1 protein-coding gene is annotated in these 603 nt (G+C 55.9%); it reads left to right on the top strand.

All coding sequences use genetic code 11. The annotated features are described in order from the left end of the window. Nucleotides 1-603, top strand: a 603-nt coding sequence (locus AC1DH9_RS30485) for an RHS repeat-associated core domain-containing protein (RefSeq protein ID WP_477809498.1), incomplete at both ends; no start/stop codon positions are given.

The raw sequence follows: 603 nt of genomic DNA, 5'->3' as shown, positions 1-603 counted from the left end.
CGGCCAACGCGTGCGCAAAGTTCGCAGCCACCAGACCAACGCCCGCACGCTGATCAGCGAGGTGCGTTATCTGCCCGGCGTGGAAATCCGCACCCACAGTGGCACCGGTGAAGTCCTGCATGTCATCAGCGCCAGCGCCGGCAGCAACAGTGTGCAAGTGCTGCATTGGGTCGCCAGACAACCCGATGACATTGCGCAGGATCAGGTGCGTTACAGCCTGGGCGATCACCTGAAATCCAGCACACTGGAACTCGACCAACAGGCCAGGCTGATCAGCCAGGAATGGTATTACCCGTTCGGCGACACCGCTTATTGGGCGGGTCGGAACACGACCGAGGCTAAGTACAAAACCGTGCGCTATTCCGGCAAGGAGCGCGATGCGACGGGGCTTGATTACTATGGTTTCAGGTATTACGCGCCGTGGTTGCGGCGGTGGATCAATCCAGATCCGGCGGGGTATGTGGATGGGATGAATTTGTTTTCAATGGTTAAAAATAGTCCCATGACATACCTGGACAAGCAGGGAGATATCAGATCAGATTTCAACCCAGAGCAATATCTAGCAGAGTTCAAAGCAATTATTACCGAGCACCGTCCATCAGC

This window comes from Pseudomonas sp. 05T35 (assembly GCF_056396605.1).
Note: the sequence above shows the minus strand (reverse complement) of the source record. Positions and strands in the feature narration are given on the sequence as shown.